Here is an 18,650-nt window from a genome sequence, read left to right as displayed (position 1 = left end):
CGCGCGCATTCGATGCCTGGAGTAGCCGGCCAGCGGCCGGCACTACCGCGCGTTACCAGTCCAGCTGCTTCGGCAGCAGGCCCTGCAGCTCCTGCTCGGTCAGGTTGCGCCACTGGCCCGGCTTCAGCGCGCCGATCTTGATGTTGTCGATGCGCACGCGGCGCAGCTGGGTCACGCGATAGCCGAACTCGGCAGCCATCAGGCGGATCTGCCGGTTCAGGCCCTGCTGCAGGGTGATGCGGAAACCGAACTTGGCGATGCGCGAGGTCTTGCACGGCAGCGTCATCTGGTCGTGGATGCGCACGCCGCGCGCCATGCCGCGCAGGAACTCATCGGTGACCGGCTTGTTCACCGCCACCAGGTATTCCTTCTGGTGGCCGTTCTCGGCACGCAGGATCTGGTTGACGATGTCGCCATTGCTGGTCATCAGGATCAGGCCTTCGGAGTCCTTGTCCAGGCGGCCGATCGGGAAGATGCGCTGTTCGTGGCCGACGAAGTCGACGATGTTGCCCTTGACCGAAGTTTCGGTCGTGCAGGTGACGCCTACCGGCTTGTTCAGTGCGATGTAGACGTGGCGGCGGGCGCCGGGCTTGCGTGCCACGCGGGCGCGCAGCGGCTGGCCGTCGACCAGCACCTGGTCTTCCTCGCCTACCACCGCGCCGGTACCGGCCGGATGGCCGTTGACGGTAACGCGGCGCGCGGCGATCAGGCGATCGGCCTCGCGGCGGGAGCAGAAGCCGGTGTCGGCGATATGTTTGTTGAGTCGGGTGGTCATCGGCCCATTATCCGGCATCGCCGCCCGCTGCGCTTCATGCCAGGGCGGGCGGATCGAGCTCCTCGCCGTCGAACACCCGGTTGCGGCCCGCCCGCTTTGCCACGTACATGGCATGGTCGGCGCGCCGCAGCAGCCCGGCCAGATCGTCCTCGCCCGGTCGCCACTGCGCCAGGCCGATGCTGGCGGTCACCTCCAGCCCCGGCACCTGCAGGGCCTGGCCAGCCTCGGTGATGCGCTGGCGCAGGCGGTCCAGCCGTGCCGACGCCGCCACGCGCGGCATGCCGGGCATCAGCAGCAGGAACTCTTCGCCGCCCATCCGTACCACTTCGTCCTGGCTGCGCACTGCCATGCGCAGGGCACGCGCCACCGCCACCAGCACCAGGTCGCCCACGGCGTGACCATGGCGGTCGTTGATGTCCTTGAACAGGTCGATGTCGAGGAAGCCGATCACCAGCGGGCCGCGCTCACGGTCCACCCGTTCCAGATGGCGGGCCAGCTGCTGCAGTCCGGCGCGACGGTTGGGAAGCCCGGTCAGGCCGTCGGTCTCGGCCAGCTGGCGAAGTTCATCACGCTGCTGGCGCAGCCGGCCCAGCCGCTGGTTCAACGCATACGCGGCCATCATCAACAGCCAGGTCACCGCCAGCTGCAGCGCCTCCACCCGGTATTCCAGCAGCCACGCCGCACCACAGGCATCGGCGATGATCAGTATCAGCATCGGTGCCAGCGCGGCCAGACCCGCCTGCGCCCAACGGTCGCCGCGCCAGCGTGCCCAGACGCCGACCATCAGTGCCAGGCCACATCCGGACAGATAGGACACCTGCAAGCCCTTCGCGACCCAGGCCAGATGCTCCCAGCGCAGCCACGGCACCAGCACGGCCAGCGCCATCAGGGCCCACAACACCGCCACTTGGGCCGGGCGCGATCGAGGCAGCACGCGATCGCCTCCGTTCAGCCGCCACAGCGCCGGCAGCACCAGTGCCTGGGTCGCAGCGGTCAGCGCCAGCAGCCACCATGCGCCGTGCTCGCCCACCGGCAGCCAGGGTTCCGGATAGCCGCTGAGCCCGCCGAGGATTGCCTGCCACAGCACCATCACGGTGGTGCCGGCGATGTAGACCAGGAAACTGCGGTCCCGGGTGGTCAGGAAGGCCATCAACGCCGACAGCGCCAGCGCGATCGCCACCGCGATGCAGGCCGCGCGCACCAGCAGGCGGGCGGTGTCGTTCTGCTGCACCGGGCTGGGCGCGCCCAGCCGCAGGGTCGGTACCCAACGTGTCTTCAGCGGTGTCTGCCAGGAGACCAAGAACGGCTCATGGCTGCCGGCCGGCGGTACCGCCACCAGGCCGATGCCAGCCCGGAAACGTGAATCGCGGGTGCGCGCGTCGTGCATGTTGCCGCAGATCTCGCGGTCACCATGCTGGACGCGCACTTCACCGGCAAAGACGTTGAACACGTCCAGCGCCTGCGGTTGGCCTGACCAGCCCTGCGGCGGAGCCGGTACCAGCACCTGCTGGCGGGCGCCGGACAGCATCTGCGGCGTGCATGCGCGGTGCGGCGTCGGCTCGTCGGTAGCGCCGCCGACCAGGAGATAATCATGGCCCGACACGGCCTCTGCAGCCTGAAGCGGCCACGGCAACGCCAACCACACCATCAGGACGGCCAGCACCGCTCCTGTTCCATACCGCCACTGCCTGCCGCCCACGCCACGTCCTGTTCCTGCTTACGTCCGCGCCCACTGCGCGCCGCCCCTGACGCGCATTATCGCAGCCGGGCACGCCACGCATGTGTACACCAAAGTCGGCGCCCGCGGTTCAGCCAGCCGCCGGCGGCCCCTTCACCGCGACCAGCCGTACCGGGCGCAGATCGACCAGGGTCAGCCGCTCCAGCGGCTGCGGCCGTTCGATGGCATAGCCCTGCAGCCCCTGTACGCCAAGCCGGGTCAGCGCACCGGCAACCTCGGCGGTCTCCACCCACTCGGCCACCACTTCCATCTGCAGCTCGCGCCCGAGCTCGCTGATCGCGCGCACCGTGGCGTGGCTGACAGGGTCGGTATCCATGTCGCGCACGAAGGCGCCGTCGATCTTCAGGATGTCCGCCGGCAACTGGCGCAGGTAGCCGAAGGAAGACAGGCCGGAGCCGAAGTCATCCAGCGCCATCCGGCACCCCCGTGCCTTCACCGCATCGATGAAGGCGCGGGCCTGGCTGAGGTTGCTGATCGCCGCAGTCTCGGTGATCTCGAAGCACAGCTTGGAGGCCAGCGCGCGGTTGCGCTCGAGCAGGTCGCAGACGAAGGCGAGGAATCCCGGCTCGGCGATCGACTGCGCGGACACGTTGACGTTGCACAGGCCCAGCTGGCGCACGTGCGCCGGGCACACCTGCAGGTGGCGGAACAGCAGCCCGAGCACGTGCCGGTCCAGCGCCACCGCCATGCCATAGCGCTCCACCGCCGGCATGAACTGGCCGGGCAGATGCAGGCTGCCATCGGTGCCACGCATGCGCACCAGCACCTCGTAGTGCAGGTAGGACGGATCCCCCACGCGGGCGATGCGCTGTGCATACAGCAGCATGCGATTCTCGGCCATCGCCAGGCTGACGCCCTGCAGGCGCTCGGCCTCCTGCCGCCGCTCCTCCAGCGCCATGCGGTTCTCATTGAAGCAGTGCACGCGGTTGCGCCCGGCCTGCTTGGCGGCATAGCAGGCGCTGTCGGCGGCACTCATCAACCAGTTCACATCCGGCGCATCTGCACTGACCTCGACCACGCCGATGCTGCAGCTCAGCTGCGGGCTGCCCTCGCTGATCGGAAACGTGGCCTGGCCCAGGTTGCGGATCACCCGCTGCAGCACGCGCTTGGCCTCGTCCTGCCCGGCATGGGCGAGGAACACCGCGAACTCGTCCGCACCCAGCCGGCCGACCCAGTCACCATCACGCACCGCCGCCACCAGGTACTCGGCGAAGGCGCGCAGCATCTGGTCACCAGCGGCGTGGCCGAAGCTGTCGTTGACCAGCTTGAAATGGTCCAGGTTGATATAGCACAGCGCGTGCGTGCCGCCTTCGCTGCGCACCTGCAACAGCGCGCGTTCCAGCAGCCGTTCGATCTCGCGGCGGTTGATCAGGCCGGTCAGCGGGTCATGGCTGGCGTGGTGCTCGATCTCGCGCGCCAGTGCATGGTTCTGGCTGACGTCCTCGATGATCGCGAACACCGACAGGCCACCGGCGGCGCTGCGCACGCCGGTGCCGCTCCAGCGGCCCCAGACCAGGCTGCCATCGCGACGGCGGAAGCGCAGTTCGCTCGGCCGCAGCTGCCGGTCCCAGTCGATACGGCCCACCCCATCGATGACAAGCTCGCCGTCCATCAGCAGATCGCCCAACGACATCTGCAGCAGCACGTCGCGCCGGTAGTCGAGGATATCGGCCATCGCCTGGTTGGCTTCGATCACCTTGCCTTCGGTGTCGAGCTTGAGCATGCCGACATTGGCCTGATAGAAGGCGGCGCGGAAGCGGCTTTCATGTTCGGTCAGGTCCTTGCCGACGCGGCGCGCGAGGGCCACCGCCATCAGGCTGATCGCAAGCACCGACAGCCCACCAACCACGAGCGTGGCGATCCGCACCATCGTGGCCATGCGCAGCAACGCTCGGGAAAACGACTGCGCCTGCACCTGCAGCCGCCGGTCCAGATCGCGCAGCTGTTGCAGGTAACGGTCGCGGTCGGCCACTGGCAGCGTGCCTTCGGCGTGCGCCGACTGCAGCTCGGCGACCAGCCGCTGCACCGCCAACAGGTCATCGTCGGTCTGCCGCCACAACGCGGTTGCTTCGCGGAAGGCGCCGATGTCGCGTGCATAGCGGAACGAGAACACCAGACGCGGGATATCGGCATGCGCGTTGCCACCCTGCAGGAAGCCCTGCCGGGCCTTCTCCTCGTCCGGTACCGCCTGTTCCAGCGCCAACCGGGCCTGCAGATCTCCCAACGGAATCCGCAGGGCCTGGCGCGCGTCCTCCAGGTCCTGGGCATGGCCGCGCGCCAGGTAGCGGCTCAGCGCAGCAGTGGCATCCTGCTGCCCGCGTGACCAGTAACCCTGCCCGGCGATCCAGGCCGTCGAAGCCGCCTGCAGTTCCTGGATCAACGCGGACAACGCGACCAGCCCGATCGCCATGCCCGTCAACAACGCAAAGCGCAATCCCAGCCCACGGGTCATCGGCACCCGCCGGCTCTGCTGGTCCGTGCCACTTCTACCCATCCCGGATCCCCCCGAATGTGCTGCGGTGACAACCTGCCTTGGAACCGGCCCAGCCTATGACCGGCAATGTGTGGGCCATGCGAAAAAGGGGACGGAGGGGATTAAGTCGTTTTCGGCATAAGCGCATGGCCTGCCATTTACGACTTAATCCCCTCCGTCCCCTTTTCCTGTACGCCAGCCCGGGGGCTGGCGTTGTTATGGACGGCTGCGGGTGCGGCTTAGAAGCTGCGCGGGCCGCGCGGCTTGAAGCCGTCACGACGCGGCGGGCGGCTGTCGCGGTCACCGCCGCGGTCGCCACCATGGCCACCCGGACCACCCGGGCCACCACGACGCGGGCCACCCGGGCCGCCCGGGCCACGCTTGTCGAAGCGCGGCTTGAACGGACGCGGGGCCGGGTTGGTTTCTTCACCCGGAGCCAGCGCACGCATCTGCAGCTGCTGGCCGGACACCCACACCTTCTGCAGGTGCGACAGCACGTCCGGCGGCATCTGTGCCGGCAGGTCCAGCAGCGAGAAGTCGTCGTGGATGTCGATGCGGCCGATGAAGCGGCTTTCCAGGCCCGCTTCGTTGGCAATGGCGCCGACGATGTTGGCCGGCTTCACGCCATGCTGATGGCCCACCGAAATGCGGTAGGTCTCCATGCCCTGCTCCGGTGCACCACGCGGCGGAACCTCACGGCGCGGACGCTGCTCGAAACCACCTTCGGCGTCGTCGCGACGCGGGCCACGCTCGAAGCGCGGACCGCGCTCGTTGCGGTCGAAGCGATCGCCACGCTCCGGACGGTCGCCACGGTCGAAACGCTCGCGCGGGGTGCGCTCTTCACGCGGGGCACGCACCGGCGGCTGCAGCAGGAACGGGGTGTCACCCTGCAGCATCCTGGCCAGCGCGGCGGCGATCTCGATGGCCGGCACGTTCTGCTCGTTCTCGAAGCGCTCCAGCAGCTGGCGGTAGAAGTCCAGGCCACCGGCACCCAGGGTTTCGCTGATGCGCGAGGTGAACTTGTTGATGCGGGTGTCGTTGACCGCTTCCACGCTCGGCAGCTGCATCTCTTCGATCGGCTGGCGGGTGGCGCGCTCGATCTGGCGCAGCATGCCCTTCTCGCGCGGGGTCGCGAACAGGATCGCCTCGCCGCTGCGGCCGGCACGACCGGTACGGCCGATGCGGTGCACGTAGCTTTCGGTGTCGTACGGGATGTCGTAGTTCAGCACGTGGCTGATGCGCTCCACGTCCAGGCCGCGCGCAGCCACGTCGGTGGCAACCAGGATGTCCAGCTTGCCTTCCTTCAGCATGGCGATGGTGCGCTCACGCTGGGCCTGCTGCATGTCGCCGTTGATGGCGGCAGCGGCCAGGCCACGGGCCTGCAGCTTGCTGGCCAGTTCTTCGGTGCCGGCCTTGGTGCGCGCGAAGATGATCATCGCGTCGAACGGCTCGACTTCCAGGATGCGGGTCAGCGCATCCAGCTTGTGCATGCCGCTCACCCACCAGTAACGCTGGCGGATGTTGGCCGAGGTGGTGGTCTTGGCCGCAATGGTCACTTCCACCGGATCCTGCAGGTAGGTCTGCGCGATGCGGCGGATCTGCGGCGGCATGGTGGCCGAGAACAGGGCCACCTGGCGCTGCTCCGGCAGCTTCTTCAGCACCGCTTCGACGTCGTCGATGAAGCCCATGCGCAGCATTTCATCGGCTTCGTCCAGCACCAGGGTCTTCAGCTCGGACAGGTCCAGGGTGCTGCGGTCCAGGTGGTCGATCACGCGACCGGGGGTACCGACCACGACATGCACGCCACGGCGCAGCGCCGACAGCTGCTGCCCGTAAGGCTGGCCGCCGTACACCGGCAACACGCGGAAGCCCGGGATCTTCGACGAGTAGGACTGGAATGCCTCGGCGACCTGGATGGCCAGTTCGCGGGTCGGCGCCAGGATCAGGGCCTGCGGCTTGATCTGCTGCAGGTCGATGTTTGACAGTACCGGCAGTGCGAACGCAGCGGTCTTGCCGGTACCGGTCTGGGCCTGGCCCAGCACGTCGCGGCCTTCCAGCATCGCCGGGATGGTGGCGGCCTGGATCGGCGACGGGGTTTCGTAGCCGATGGCGGTGACCGCCTGCATCACGGGCTCGGACAGGCCGAGCTGCGCGAACTGCAGCGGCGCTTGGGAATCTTGGGACATGGGGAACTCCGAAGGCACTGCCGTCTTCCTGGCAGTGCGATAAAAAAGGGATGGTCCGCGCTTTGGGCGCCCTTCTTATCGCGTGCCCTGGCGCTGCTCGGTCGGAGGAGATTTCACTCGCTCAGAGCGGGATGATACCGCATTGATCCTGAACGAGGCGTACAGCTTTCCGTGCGCGTGCCGTCGAGCCCGTGCTGGCGCACAATACGCGCCCGCTTCCCGGCCCGGCCGCTGGCCTGCGCCCTCTTCCCAGGAACCCGCTCCATGCAGATTCTCGAATTCGACCTCGACGGTGACTACGTCGAACTCAAGCAGCTGCTCAAGCTGGCCGACCTGGTCACCAGCGGCGGCGAGGCCAAGATGGTCATCAGTGAAGGCCAGGTGCGGGTCGATGGCGAAATCGAGCTGCGCAAGGCCTGCAAGATCCGCGCGGGCCAGGTGGTCGAATTTTCCGGCAGCCAGATCCGAGTGCTGGCTGCCGGCTGATCTGAAGCCGTTCAGGCCACGCGCTGGGTCAGGTGCGAGGCGATCAGCTGCCTGAACGGTGCCACGCCCTGCGCCAGGCGCAGGCCAGCCGCACGCAGCAGGCGCGCCGGGCGACGGTCGTCGGTGTACAGGCTGGCGATCGCATTGGTGGCTTCGTACAGCGGCCGCGACGCCAGCCGATGGCCCCGCTGGTAGCTGGTCAGCATGCCGGCGGCAGCAATGTCGGCACCGCGACGCTGCTGCGCGACGATGCCCTGCGCCAGCCGCTGTGCGCTGGCCAGGCCCAGGTTGAAGCCATGCGCGGTGACCGGATGCATGCCGACTGCGGCATCGCCGATCAGCGCAGAACGCTCGCCGACGAAACGGTGCGCGTACACACCCACCAGCGGGTACGCCTGCGGCGTCGCCACCGGCTGCATGCGGCCCAGGCGATGTTCAAAGCACGCACTGATGGCATCGCCGAAGGCCACCTCATCCATCGCCAGCAGTTCTTCGATCTGCCGCGGCGGCAGCGTGATCACCGCCGATGCCTGGCCCTCGTTGAGCGGCAGCAGCGCCATGGTGCGGCCGTAACCGAACCATTCCCAGGCCGTGTGGTGATGGTCGCGCTCGACCTGCATGCGGCACACCAGCATCGACTTGCCGAAGTCGCGCATCTGCGCACCGATGCCAAGCATGCGGCGGGTGGCGGAGAAGCGGCTGTCAGCCGCGACCAGCAGGCGGGCGTGCAGTTGGCTGCCGTCATCGAGTCTGACCACGTGGCCCTGCGCATCGGCCTGGACGCGCTGCACCTTGCGCCCGTCGAACAGGTCCAGACCATCCTGGTCCTGCACGGCATCCCATGCAGCGCGGCGGATCAGATGGTTGGGCACCAGCCAGCCCAGCGGCTGGCCGTCGACCTGGCTGCTGGCGAAGGTCAGCGCGAACGGCGAACCGCCGTTCATCACCTTGGCATCTCGCAGTTCAGCGACTTCGGCCGGCGGCAGGCGCTGCCACAGCCCCAGCTGCTCCATGCTCTGCCGCGAGGCATGGGTCAACGCGATCTCGCGGCCATCGAAGGCGGCCTCGGCCAGCGCCTGGCGCGGTTGAACTTCGACCAGCCCGACCTGCAGGCCACTGCCGGCCAGCGCCCGAGCGAAGCACAGGCCCGCCGGTCCGGCGCCGACCACCACCACGTCCATCCTGCGCATGCGCGTCTCCTGCCGTTGATTCAGTCCGGGCCAGCATAGCGCCGCGCGCCTGACCGGCCTTGATCTGGATCAGGCGCGGGTCACAACAACGCGAACACCAGCGCCAGGATCGACAGCAGCGACACCAGCCACACCAGGCTGCGCAGGTAGGGCACGCCGGCCGCGTACAGGGGCAGATAGACCACACGCGCCCAGAAGTAGGCCTGCGCAGCCAGCGCCGTGGTGCCGTTGCCGCGACCGGCCACGACTACTGCAATGGCGGCAGCGGCGAAGAACGGGAAGGTTTCCAGGAAGTTGGCCTGGGCCCGCTGCAGGCGGCCGGCCAGCGGGCTGAGCGGCTTTGCATCGCCATCGCGTGCCGAGGCATTCCACTTCATCCCGCGCTCGCGGGTGACCACGGTGGAGGTGGCGAAGATGTACACGAAGCCGAGCACGATCGACCAGGCCAGCATTGCCAGTTCAGTTGCCATCGCTCATCTCCTCAGGGTGCCGACGCACGCAGGCTGTAACCGGCCAGGCGCCACACCTGGTCTTCGTCGAAACGGAACGAGACCAGCTCGCGCACCGGCTGCGCGCTGTTGGCGAAACGGGTCGGGAAGCTGACGTTGATGTACAGCCCTTCCGGCACCGCAGCACCGGCGCTGTACTTGACCCGGGTGATGGTGGGCTGGCCACGCCCGGCCAACGCCCCCAGGCGCGCACGCTCGGTGGTCAGCTGGCTGACGAAGGCGGCCTTCGGCACCGCACGACGGGCGACGGCCGAAGCGCCATCCCACAGTTCGCCGGCGCGGTTGGCATCGACCAGCTGCGCCGCCTTCAACGCAGCCGCGCCCATTTCGGCGTCCTGCTTCTGCACCTGGGCCTGCTGCGCGGCGGTCAATGCCGGAGCGCCGGCGGTGGCCGGTTTCGCAGCCGCCGGCGATGCCGGGGCCGGGCGCGCGGGTGCCGGTGCCGGCGCAGGTGCCTGCGCCAACGCAGTCAGGGGCAGCAGGGACAGCAGCAGGAGCGCGCGCTTCATGGACACCGCCGGTTCTCGAGGAAAGGACCGCAGTCTACGCCAGCGCGGTGAGCGGTTCGTCAGCGCGCGTGGGCGTTGCCTTCCACCGCCGCCGCATCGGCCTGCGCCGCAGACTTGCCTGCATCGTCGGCTGCCTGCTCGGCCATCGGCGGTTCCGGCGGTGCCGGGGGCAGCGTCGCCACATCGATCTCCGACAGCGGGCTTTCGTCCGGGCACACCGCGTCGGGAAAGCCGAAGCGCTGTTTCAACGCCTGGCCGCAGCTGTTGATCGACTCCATGTCGGCGCCTTCGCGCTTGCATTGCTGGTCGAAGGCGACCAGGAACGCGTCCTTGCGCTGCACGAAATCATCGCCGCAGGCACGCATCTGCTTGATCCGTTCCAGATCATCCTGCACCGCATTGGTCCCATCCAGGCCGTACTGGCGCAGCTCGTCCGGAGTCAGCAGGCGCAGGCTGCGGTTGGGCACGGTCATCATCAGATCGGCCACGCCAACCGCCACGCCATTGCGCTGCAGATAGTCCTTCACGTTGTCGTAGACCTCGTGCAGCTCGCGGTTGAGTTCCGCGCGCGAGGTGGCCTTGGAGCTGATCCGCATCATGCGGTGGATGCCGACCTTGCCCGACAGCAGGCGGTTGTCACCGGCGGCCAGCACGAACACGCAGGCGCTGTGGCAGATCGAGCCTTCGCGCACCCAGATGGTCCAGCCGGATTCACCGATGCTGTCACCGGCAACGATCGCCGATTCCACCTGGCCGCCGCTGGAATCCAGATCGAGGATGCGCTTGTGGATCTTCTGCTGGTCGGCGACCACCGCCAACCGCCACATCATCTCGGCGAAGCCCGGATTGATCTTGCCGGCGTAACGCACGCGCATCAGGCCGCGCTCGGCGCACGGCGCCAGCGCCTGGGTGATCTGCTCGCGCTGCAGGCCTTCCAGCTCGACACCGTCGCCGGCATCGCCAGCATATTCCGTGCTGCAGCTGACCCAGGCACGGCCATTCTCAAGCTGCGCCTGCGGCCACGGCCGATCCGCCTGGCTGCGCGGCGGCGCTGGCGGTGGCGGTGCATCGGCCGCATTGATCGACACCATGTTCTCGCCATCGCTGGCCGGTGCCCGCGCCGCCTTGTCGGCAGCAGTCACATTGCCCGGATTTTCCAGCTGGCTGCAGCCCGCCAGGGCCAGGCACAACAGGGGCAACCAGCGGCGTTTGGCGGACATCGGGCAACCAGTCTTCACGTGAGCAGGAGCCACAGTCTACCCGTCCGGGGCACCCGTTCAGCGCGTGGCACTGAACCCCTTCTGACCCTCTGGCTCCAACCTTTTCATTACAGCGTCTTGCACCACTCCATCCACGCATGGCGTGGATCTACCGTGTCGACCAAGGTCGACACCCAGAGCGGGATGCCGTTCCGGCAGGCCGCGGGAAACTGTCGAAGGCGGGGTGGGTCCGGTGGCAGGGGCGTGAGCGCCATGGATGGCGCGACCGAGCTACAGGGACGTACTTGCAGCGCCCCCTGCCACCGGCCCCACCCCGCACTCCCGCAGGAAGCCTGCTGTTGCTGTTGCCTCTGCGGGTGCAGGGCGCAGCCCTGCCCAACCCTCTTCAGCATCCATGTCCGAATGTGGCGAGTATCTCCAGCCGCACATGCCTAGACTGGCGCCATGGATACCGCCCTCGCCCTCGACACCGCCGCCTGCGACCGTGCCCGCCTGGCCCGCGACGCGCGCTTCGACGGCGTGTTCTTCACCGCCGTGCGCAGTACCGGCATCTACTGCCGCCCGGTGTGCCCGGCACCGGCACCGAAGCCGCGCAACATCACCTACTACCCCACCGCCGCTGCGGCCGCAGCTGCCGGCTACCGCCCGTGCCTGCGCTGCCGTCCTGAACTGGCACCGCAGGCCCAGCAGGCATTGGCCGGGCAGACCGTGCAACGCGCACTCGCCCTGATCCATGGCGGCTTCCTTCAGGAGCAGCCCGTCGCGGACCTCGCGCAGAAGATCGGCCTGAGCGCGCGCCAGCTGCAGCGCCTGTTCGTTGAACATCTGGGCGCGACGCCGGCGCAGATCCACGCCACCCATCGCCTGCTGCTGGCCAAGCAACTGCTGACCGAGACCACGCTGCCGGTGACCGACGTTGCGCTGGCCGCCGGCTACAACAGCCTGCGCCGCTTCAACACCGCTTTCCTGCAGGGTTGCGGCATGGCACCGACGGCGCTGCGTCGCCAGCACCAGCCGCTGGCCGCCGATGACGGCGGCCTGGTGCTGCGCCTGGTGTATCGCCCGCCGCTGGACTTCCCGCGCATGCTGGCCTTCCTGCGCAAACGCAGCCTGCCTGGCATCGAACTGATCGGCGAAGACAGCTACCAGCGTGTGCTGGGCACGCCCGAACGCCCCACCCTGCTGCGGGTCACCGCCGACCCGAAGCGCCCGGAGTTGCGCCTGCAGCTGGGCGCGGTCGATCCGCGTCTGATTCCGGACATCGTGCGCCGCGTGCGCCGCGTATTCGATCTGGACGCGGACCTGCAGCAGGTGCACGCCGCGCTGAGCGAAGAACCCTTGCTGGCGCGCGGTATCGCCGAACGCCCCGGGCTGCGCGTACCCGGCGGCTGGGATGGCTTCGAGGTGGGCGTACGCGCCGTGCTCGGACAGCAGGTCAGTGTGGCCGCAGCCACCACCTTCGCGCGGCGCCTGGTCGACGCCTATGGCGCGCACCTGCCGGGCATGCCATCGGAATTCGATCGCCAGTTCCCGGCGCCCGAGGTGCTGGCCGAAGCGCCCCTGGAATCGATCGGCCTGCCGCGCAGCCGCGCCGCCACCGTGCGTGCGCTGGCGGCCGCCTGCGCCAGCGGCCAGCTCGACTTCGCGCCCGGGCAGGCATTGGAGGAATTCGTTGCGCGCTGCGTTGCGCTGCCCGGCATCGGCCCGTGGACGGCGCAGTACATCGCCCTGCGCGGGCTCGGCCAGCCCGATGCGTTCCCGGCCGGCGATCTTGTACTGCAGCAGGTGCTCGGCCACGCGCAGGGCCAGCGCCTGAGCGAACGTGCAACCGAAGCGCGCTCGCAACCGTGGCGGCCGTGGCGCGCCTACGCGGTGCTGCACCTGTGGAACCTGTCCGGCACGTTCGTTGGAGAACCGACATGACCCTGTTGTTCGACCGTTTCGACAGCCCGATCGGCGTGTTGACCATCGCCGGTGACGAACGTGGCCTGTCACATGTGCTTTTCCCCGAGAACCGCCATCCGGCACGCGGGCGCGATGACTGGCACTACGCACCGGATGCGCTGCCGGAAGCGCGCGAGCAACTGCTGCAGTTCCTGCACGGCGAACGCAGCAGCTTCGACCTTGTGCTGGCACCACGCGGCACGCCGTTCCAGCTGCGTGTGTGGCAGGCGCTGGCGTTGATTCCGTTCGGCCAGACCTGGAGCTACCTGCAGCTGGCGCAGCACCTGGGCCAACCCAGCGCGACCCGTGCGGTCGGTGCAGCCAACGGGCGCAACCCGCTGCCGATCATCCTGCCCTGCCACCGCGTGATCGGCAGCAACGGCGCACTGACCGGTTTCGGCGGCGGCCTGGAAACCAAGGCGGCGCTGCTGCGGCTGGAACAACGCCAGGCCCCGCTGTTCGCCTGAGAGGGCTGGCCGGGCTGCGCCCGGCACCCGCAGAGGCAACGGCAAGGTCAAGAGCCAATACAGCTCCGATTTTCTACGCGTTGGGTGGGGCGGTATGGGTGGGCAGGACACGCCGTAAACCCCGCTCCGCGGTCCGGTCCAGCCGCTGGCGGCTGGGCGTTCGGGCGCTTGCGAAGCAGTGCTTCGCAAGCAAAGCGCCCTCACCCATGGGGGCTCGATGGCGCCATCCATGGCGCCAACGGTCCTGCCAACCCACACCGCCCCACCTTCGACAGATTCCCGCGGCGGTGGGTAGGTGTCGACCTTGGTCGACGCGGTAGATCCACGCCATGCGTGGATGGAAGCGTCTGTAAACTGTCTGGAGAAAAGCCCCCTTTTTGTTGAAGGGGGCGCGCCGACAGGCGCGGGGATAAGGAAAAATGCGCGGACACGGCGCGCAATAGTGCGCCGTGTCTTGGGCGCGTCATTACCTCGCACTATCATGCGCGGATGACTTCCGTACGCCTGACCTGCGCGCTGGCGCTGCTGCTGCCATTGGCCGCCTGCACCACCGCGCCCGCCCCTTCCGCCTCCGTTCCCACACCCGTCGCTGCGGCTGCGCCGCCCAAGCTGCTGCTGATCTCCATCGATGGCCTGCGTGCCGACGCGCTGGACCGCGGCCTGACCCCGAACCTGCAGCGACTGATCGACGGCGGCGTGCGTGCACGCTGGATGACGCCGTCCTATCCGTCGCTGACCTTCCCCAACCACTACACCATCGTCACCGGCCTGCGTCCGGACCACCACGGCATCGTCAACAACAGCATGGACGATGCAACCCTGGGCCGTTTCGAACTGAGCAACCGCGACGCGGTCACCACCAGCGGCTGGTGGGGTGGCGAACCGATCTGGGTCAGTGCCGAGAACGCTGGCGTACGTTCGGCCACCACGGCGTGGCCGGGCAGTGAGTCTGAAATCCGCGGCGTGCGCCCCAGCAAGTGGCGCGTGTACGACGGCAAGCAACCGCTGGAACAGCGGGCCGGCATCGTGCTCGACTGGCTGGCGCAGACCGATGCTGATGCACCGCGCCTCACCACGCTGTACATGGAACACGTGGACAAGGCCGGCCACAACTACGGCCCCGAGTCGAAGCAGTATGCCGACGCCATCGTGCACGCCGACCAGATCGTCGGCCAGGTGCTCGATGGGCTGCAGCAGCGCGGCCTCGCCGCGACCACCAACGTGATCGTGGTCTCTGACCATGGCATGGCCAGCGTGCCGGTCGGCCAGGTGATCTCCACCGAGTCGATGGCCGACCCGGCCATTGCACGCAATATCAGCCAGGGCCAGTCGGTGGGTTTTGCGCCGGTCGCCGGCCGCGAAGCGGAAGCCGAACGCGCCCTGCTCGGACGCCACGCGCACTACGAATGCTGGAAGAAGGAGAACCTGCCGGCACGCTGGCACTATGGCACGCATCCGCGGGTTCCGGCCATCGTCTGTGTCATGGATGAAGGCTGGGATGCCCTGCATCAGGAGAAAATCGCCAAACGCGACCATCAGGATCGCGGCTCGCATGGCTACGACAATGCCCTGCCCTCCATGCGTGCCGTGTTCGTGGCCAGCGGCCCGTCATTCCGACAGGGTTTGGTGATCGATGGCTTCGACAATGTCGACGTCTACCCGCTGCTGGCGCACCTGCTGCAGGTGCCGGCCGCGCCGAACGACGGAAATCCGGAAACGCTGAAGAAGACCCTGCGCTGATCCGATTGTAGAGCCGAGCCCACGCTCGGCTGCATTGCGCCGAGGATGGGCTCGGCTCTACAAGAACGTGCATAAAAAAAACGCGGCGCCAGGCGCCGCGTTTTTCTTTGGACCGGTCGGTCGGCCGGATCAGGCCTTGGCGACGGCCTTCTTCGCCACAGCCTTCTTCGCCGGAGCCTTGGCCACGGTCTTCTTGGCAACCGGGGCGGCGGCGCCTACGGCGACCTTGCTCGCGGTGTGCGAACGGGCGTTGCCGTAGCTGGCGTTGTAGCGCTTGCCCTTGGCGGTCTTGCGGTCACCCTTACCCATGTCTTCAACTCCTCAAGTGTGAAATCTGGTTACCCCGTACTGACACGGGTTCGGCGGGGCCGCCTTGCTGGGCGCCCCCGCGCACGATCGAAAATCCTATCACGGAGCGCCTAGTGCGCGCAGCTGGCGTCGTGCACGTGGCCGTGGTTGAGGCGAAGATTGACCAGGTGGGCCACCCCCACCAGCAGGCCGCCGATGGTCATCACCACCGCATGCGGCACGGCGTTGTGGTGCAGCGGGTCGTACAGCACACCGGCCCACAACGCGACCAGGCCGGGAATCAGGAAGCCCAGCGCGCGCAGCGCGCCGTGGCGGCGGTAGCCCCATACCAGGCTGAACAGCCCGAGCAGGGTCACGAACACCACCAGCGCCTGCTCCACGCCATCGCTCAGCCAGAACGACAGGCCCAGCGAAGGCGCCGCCGCCAGCAGTACGGGAATCACCGCGCAGTGCACCGCGCACAGCATCGAACCGGTAGCGCCGAAACGGTCGAGCAGATGGCGCAGGCGTGAGGACAGGGACATGACTTCCAGCAGGGTCGGCGAATCGTTATGGAATAATATAACATCCCTTCCCGAACCGCACGGTTTCCCCTCCCCCTCTCCCATCGGCGGGATTCGTGCGCCCTGCGATTGATACAGTGTAACAAAGGACCGATCCATGCCTGCCCACACCCCACGGCTCAAGCCGCATTCCCTGGCCCTGGCCCTCGCCGCCCTGCTTCCGACCGTTGCCTTCGCCGCCAGCGAAGACGATTCCCATCGTGACCGCCACCTGACTGAACTGTCGTCGGTGCAGGTCACCGCGTCGCCACTGCAGGGCGATGCCGAATCGCTGGCCCGCCCGGTGGAGGTTCTGGCCGGTGAGCGCCTGGACGAGCAGAAGGCCGGCACCCTCGGCGATACCGTGGCCAAGCTGCCCGGCGTGCAGAGCACCTTCTTCGGGCCCGGCGTCGGCCGCCCGATCATCCGCGGCCAGGAAGGCCCGCGCGTGGCCGTGCTGTCCAACGGCATGGGCAACATGGATGCCTCTACCGTCAGTGCCGACCACGCCACCAGCATCGAGCCGTTCCTGGCCGACCAGATCGAAGTGCTGAAGGGCCCCGCCACGCTGTTGTTCGGCAGCGGTGCCATCGGTGGTGCGGTCAACGTGGTCGATGGCCGCATCGCACGGGAGCTGCCGGAGCGGCCGCTCAGCGGCCGCGCCGAACTGCGCGGCAATTCGGTGAACAATGAGCGCAGCGGCATGTTCCGCCTCGATGGCGTCAGCGGCAATGTCGTGCTTCATGTGGACGGCCTGGTGCGCAATGGCGACGACTACCGTATCCCTGGCTACGCGGTGATCGACAGCCTGGAAGACCACCATGACGACCACGACCATGACCACGCGGGCGAGGAAGGCGAAGAGCCGCGTCGCGGCCGCCTCGACAACAGCTCGATCCGCACCCGTGCCGGTGGCGTCGGTGCGACCTGGCTGGGCGAAGGCGGCTACTTCGGCGTGTCGGCCAGCACCTACCGCACCAACTACGGCATTCCCAACGGCGCACACGTGCACGCCGATGGCGACGATCACGGCCATGACCACGGCCACGACCATGGCGACGAAGAGGAAGGCGGCGACGAGCATGACGTGCGCATCGACATGGTGCAGAACCGCTTCGAGACCAAGGCCGGCATCTATGACCCGGTCTCGTTCCTGAAGAACATCAACGCACGCGTGGCCTATACCGACTACGAGCACGTGGAGCTGGAGGCCGGCACGCCGTCGACCCGCTTCACCAACCGTGGCATCGAAGCGCGCCTGGAAGCGGTGCAGCAGCAGATCGGTGGCTGGGACGGTGCCTTCGGCCTGCAGTTCGGCAACAGTGATTTCGGTGCCAAGGGCGAAGAGGCGTTCGTTCCGGATACAGGCACGAAGAACATCGGCCTGTTCGTGCTGCAGGAAAAGCAGTTCGGACCGTTCAAGCTTGAACTGGGCGGCCGCCACGACCAGGTCAAGCTGGACCCGACCGGTGATTACCGGCGCCGCACGTTCGGCGCCACCAACCTGTCTGCCGCCGGCATCTGGAAGCTCAACGACGCCGTTGACCTGCGTATCGGCGTGGACAGCTCCGAGCGTGCACCCACCAACGAGGAGCTGTATGCCGCCGGCGCCCACATCGCCACCCGTTCGCTGGAGATCGGCGACGCCAACCTGAAGACCGAGCGCGGCCAGCGCGTGGAACTCGGTATCCACACTCACAGTGAGCGCCTGGACTTCTCCGCGTCGGTCTACCAGACCAGGTTCAAGGACTTCATCTACCTGGCCGACACCGGTGTTACCGAAGGCCTGCCGGTCCGCGCCTGGACCCAGCAGGACGCGGTGTTCCGCGGTGCCGAGGCCGAAGCGCTGGTGCACCTGTTCGAAGGTGGCGCCGGTGACTGGGATCTGCGCCTGTTCGGTGACTACGTGAAGGCCAAGCTGGATGGCAGCGGCAGCCGCAACCTCGACATCGCCGTGCCGCACGGCGACCACAACCACAATTACAACGTGGAACTGGCCAACACCGGCTACCTGCCGCGTATTGCCCCGGCCCGCGTCGGCGCCGACCTGCGCTGGTCGAAGGACGGCTGGCGCGCCTCGGTCGGTGCGGTGCGCTACAGCCGCCAGAAGGACGTGGCGCAGAACGAGGAGCCGAGCGATGGCTACACCCTGGTCGACGCCCACCTGGCCTACCGCTGGGACCGCAACGCCAGCAACAGCTACGAGGTGTTCCTGGATGGCAGCAACCTGACCAACCGCGAAGTGCGTCCGCACACCTCGCCGCTGCGCGACTACTCGCCGCTGCCGGGCCGTGGTGTCGCATTCGGCATCCGCGCGTTCTTCTGATCGATGTAGGGGGGCGGAGCCCTTTCCGCGGGAAAGGGCTCTGCCCCCACTCGCCCTTCAACGCATGGCGGGACCGCACCACGAATACCATTCTCTCTCCCGGCGGGCCGTCTGGCCCCCGTTTCTTTATGCGTGAGCGAGGTCGCGGCGCCCTCGCTCACACACCCGTCACAAAGATGTGCGTACCACAACAAGCGGACAATCCCGTCACCCAATGTCTCGCCAATCGGACACTT

15 protein-coding genes are annotated in these 18,650 nt (G+C 67.9%); 5 read left to right on the top strand and 10 right to left on the bottom strand.

Going from position 1 to position 18,650, the window contains the following annotated elements; all coding sequences use genetic code 11:
• Window positions 1–52 precede the first annotated feature (52 nt).
• From ACTXG9_RS05610 to ACTXG9_RS05595, 4 genes are all read right to left on the bottom strand, one after another.
• Window positions 53–775, bottom strand: coding sequence for a pseudouridine synthase (locus ACTXG9_RS05610; protein WP_019659152.1), 723 nt, complete (start codon window positions 773–775; stop codon window positions 53–55).
• 34 nt (window positions 776–809) lie between these two features.
• On the bottom strand, window positions 810–2,474 hold the full coding sequence (locus ACTXG9_RS05605) for a sensor domain-containing diguanylate cyclase (RefSeq protein ID WP_456115408.1): 1,665 nt from the start codon (window positions 2,472–2,474) through the stop codon (window positions 810–812).
• A 109-nt stretch (window positions 2,475–2,583) separates the two neighbouring features.
• Window positions 2,584–5,007, bottom strand: a complete 2,424-nt coding sequence (locus tag ACTXG9_RS05600) for a putative bifunctional diguanylate cyclase/phosphodiesterase (RefSeq protein WP_111101996.1) — start codon at window positions 5,005–5,007, stop codon at window positions 2,584–2,586.
• A 218-nt stretch (window positions 5,008–5,225) separates the two neighbouring features.
• The gene (locus ACTXG9_RS05595) at window positions 5,226–7,172 is read right to left on the bottom strand and encodes a DEAD/DEAH box helicase (protein WP_111101995.1); all 1,947 of its coding nucleotides are present in this window, start codon (window positions 7,170–7,172) and stop codon (window positions 5,226–5,228) included.
• A 264-nt stretch (window positions 7,173–7,436) separates the two neighbouring features.
• Here ACTXG9_RS05595 and ACTXG9_RS05590 point away from each other — a divergent pair, with 264 nt between their 5' ends.
• Window positions 7,437–7,658, top strand: coding sequence for an RNA-binding S4 domain-containing protein (locus ACTXG9_RS05590; RefSeq protein WP_019659156.1), 222 nt, complete (start codon window positions 7,437–7,439; stop codon window positions 7,656–7,658).
• A gap of 11 nt (window positions 7,659–7,669) precedes the next feature.
• Here ACTXG9_RS05590 and ubiM read toward each other — a convergent pair whose 3' ends face one another.
• The 4 genes from ubiM to ACTXG9_RS05570 all read right to left on the bottom strand — a co-directional run bounded on the left by ubiM (window position 7,670) and on the right by ACTXG9_RS05570 (window position 11,086).
• Window positions 7,670–8,848: a 5-demethoxyubiquinol-8 5-hydroxylase UbiM gene (ubiM, locus tag ACTXG9_RS05585; RefSeq protein WP_021203643.1), complete on the bottom strand. Its 1,179-nt coding sequence runs from the start codon at window positions 8,846–8,848 to the stop codon at window positions 7,670–7,672.
• An 80-nt stretch (window positions 8,849–8,928) separates the two neighbouring features.
• Complete coding sequence (locus ACTXG9_RS05580; protein ID WP_111101994.1) at window positions 8,929–9,318, bottom strand: MAPEG family protein; 390 nt, start codon at window positions 9,316–9,318, stop codon at window positions 8,929–8,931.
• An 11-nt stretch (window positions 9,319–9,329) separates the two neighbouring features.
• Window positions 9,330–9,866: a DUF4019 domain-containing protein gene (locus tag ACTXG9_RS05575; RefSeq protein WP_111101993.1), complete on the bottom strand. Its 537-nt coding sequence runs from the start codon at window positions 9,864–9,866 to the stop codon at window positions 9,330–9,332.
• A 59-nt stretch (window positions 9,867–9,925) separates the two neighbouring features.
• A complete protein-coding gene (locus ACTXG9_RS05570) occupies window positions 9,926–11,086 on the bottom strand; it encodes a COG3904 family protein (protein ID WP_111098978.1) in 1,161 nt (386 codons plus the stop codon).
• Between the two features lie 444 nt (window positions 11,087–11,530).
• Between ACTXG9_RS05570 and ACTXG9_RS05565 the strand changes: the two genes are divergently transcribed.
• From ACTXG9_RS05565 to ACTXG9_RS05555, 3 genes are all read left to right on the top strand, one after another.
• On the top strand, window positions 11,531–13,009 hold the full coding sequence (locus tag ACTXG9_RS05565; protein ID WP_111101992.1) for a DNA-3-methyladenine glycosylase 2: 1,479 nt from the start codon (window positions 11,531–11,533) through the stop codon (window positions 13,007–13,009).
• Window positions 13,006–13,497, top strand: coding sequence for a methylated-DNA--[protein]-cysteine S-methyltransferase (locus ACTXG9_RS05560; protein WP_021202265.1), 492 nt, complete (start codon window positions 13,006–13,008; stop codon window positions 13,495–13,497). The genes ACTXG9_RS05565 and ACTXG9_RS05560 overlap by 4 nt, the downstream gene beginning before the upstream one ends.
• Window positions 13,498–13,986: 489 nt before the next feature.
• Window positions 13,987–15,237 (top strand): alkaline phosphatase family protein, encoded by a 1,251-nt coding sequence (locus ACTXG9_RS05555; protein WP_346483510.1) that lies wholly within the window; start codon window positions 13,987–13,989, stop codon window positions 15,235–15,237.
• A gap of 129 nt (window positions 15,238–15,366) precedes the next feature.
• Here the strand turns inward: ACTXG9_RS05555 and ACTXG9_RS05550 are convergent, their stop codons facing one another.
• On the bottom strand, window positions 15,367–15,546 hold the full coding sequence (locus ACTXG9_RS05550) for a 30S ribosomal protein THX (protein WP_004150462.1): 180 nt from the start codon (window positions 15,544–15,546) through the stop codon (window positions 15,367–15,369).
• Window positions 15,547–15,656: 110 nt separating this feature from the next.
• Window positions 15,657–16,070, bottom strand: coding sequence for a MerC domain-containing protein (locus tag ACTXG9_RS05545; protein WP_008264835.1), 414 nt, complete (start codon window positions 16,068–16,070; stop codon window positions 15,657–15,659).
• A 136-nt stretch (window positions 16,071–16,206) separates the two neighbouring features.
• Here ACTXG9_RS05545 and ACTXG9_RS05540 point away from each other — a divergent pair, with 136 nt between their 5' ends.
• Complete coding sequence (locus ACTXG9_RS05540; protein WP_456115407.1) at window positions 16,207–18,414, top strand: TonB-dependent receptor; 2,208 nt, start codon at window positions 16,207–16,209, stop codon at window positions 18,412–18,414.
• Window positions 18,415–18,650: the final 236 nt, after the last annotated feature.

The sequence above is a fragment of the Stenotrophomonas maltophilia group sp. LNF247 genome (genome assembly GCF_054083135.1).
The sequence above is the reverse complement of the archived record's forward strand: the minus strand, read 5'-3'. Positions and strand labels throughout refer to the sequence as shown.